General features: G+C 67.5%; 2 protein-coding genes. Both read left to right on the forward strand.

The features are described from left to right. The first annotated feature begins 177 nt into the window (after positions 1-177). Positions 178-423 (forward strand): Arc family DNA-binding protein, encoded by a 246-nt coding sequence (locus ND747_RS16390; protein ID WP_251734477.1) that lies wholly within the window; start codon positions 178-180, stop codon positions 421-423. Between the two features lie 19 nt (positions 424-442). Then, positions 443-871 (forward strand): type II toxin-antitoxin system VapC family toxin, encoded by a 429-nt coding sequence (locus ND747_RS16395; RefSeq protein WP_251734478.1) that lies wholly within the window; start codon positions 443-445, stop codon positions 869-871. Positions 872-1,297 lie beyond the last annotated feature (426 nt).

The following is a 1,297-nucleotide window of genomic DNA, read 5'->3' on the forward strand; positions in this document are numbered from 1 at the left end:
GGATGATCCGTCGTCCCGCGCGCTCGGCTGGCGGTGCTGACCGGAGACGGCACGGGCCTCGGGCGCGCTGGGAGTCGGCCTCCACCGTCATGCGGTGGCCGAGTTCTGGCACCCCACGGCCGGGGCGACCATCCGAGAGGCCACTCATGCTAGCATTGCTATCAGGAGGTGGTTGGGATGGCGGCGGTCAGTATTCGAGATCTTGACGACCGTGTGCGGGAGCGGCTGCGTGTACGCGCGGCTCAGCACGGCCGTTCGATGGAGGCTGAGATTCGCGCGATCCTTACCGAGGCCGTCGGCGAGCCCGAGGATGCCCCTGGGCTCGCTCAGGCCCTGCTCTCCCGGTTCGGTGTGCTGGGTGGCGTTGATCTCGAGCTGCCGGCGCGGACACAGCAACCACGTGCGGCGGACCTGTTCGCGTGACCGGGACACGGTCCTCGGAATGATTATTCTTGATACCAACGTCATCTCGGAACTTATGCGGGCGGCCCCAGCCGACTCCGTTGTGGCCTGGGTGACGAGTCGGCCTGGTGCCGCCGTAGCTACCACGTCGGTGAGCGTGGCTGAGGTGTGCTACGGCATCGGCCGGCAGCCGGCCGGTCGCCGCCGCGAGCTGCTGCTCGCCGCGGCGGACGAGGTCTTCGCGGCGTTCCAGGAGAAGGTTCTGCCCTTCGACGCCGAGGCGGCCCGCCACTACGCCGACGTCGTGGTGGAGCGCGAACAGGCGGGGACCCCGATCAGCGGCTTTGATGCCCAGATCGCAGCCATCTGCCGATCCAGCAGTGCCATCCTGGCGACCCGGAACACCGATGACTTCACCGGTCTCGACCTTGACCTGGTCAACCCCTGGGACGCGCACGAACCCACCTGACGCGCCCGTCGATCCGATGGCCGTCCCCAACCGCGCTGAACCCACACATCACAGCGTCGCGATCGCCTCCAAGGAGTCCTTCTCCGGCTGGACGAAGACCTTCGCCGACCCACGGCTCTGCGTCGCGATCGTCGACCGACGGTGCTGTTGCATTGCGGGGAAGCTGAGCATGCCAGCGGCCCGGACGTCGGCCTGAACCGCCCCGAGTCCCGTAGAGGGCCGGATGCTTAGAGCCTATCCCAAATCTTGGTAGGTGTTACTCGTCTGGGCTGGTTCGGGGTTGCCAGCGTGGGACGGGTTTCCCGCGGGCAAGGCGGCGGATCATGGCCCAGTGGATGAAGCTGGCGGCGGCCCAGGGTTTCGGCGTCGAGGACACCGACGTTGAAACCCTGGACGCTCGCGTAGGTGGCGATGTAGGCCATGCCG

This window comes from Frankia sp. R82 (genome assembly GCF_023716925.1).
GTDB lineage: Bacteria > Actinomycetota > Actinomycetes > Frankiales > Frankiaceae > Frankia.

Excerpts from the sequence above, each read along its gene's own strand:
- ND747_RS16390 (WP_251734477.1), top strand. The coding sequence starts at position 178 with ATGGCGGCGGTCAGTATTCGAGATCTTGACGACCGTGTGCGGGAGCGG.
- ND747_RS16395 (WP_251734478.1), top strand. The coding sequence starts at position 443 with ATGATTATTCTTGATACCAACGTCATCTCGGAACTTATGCGGGCGGCC.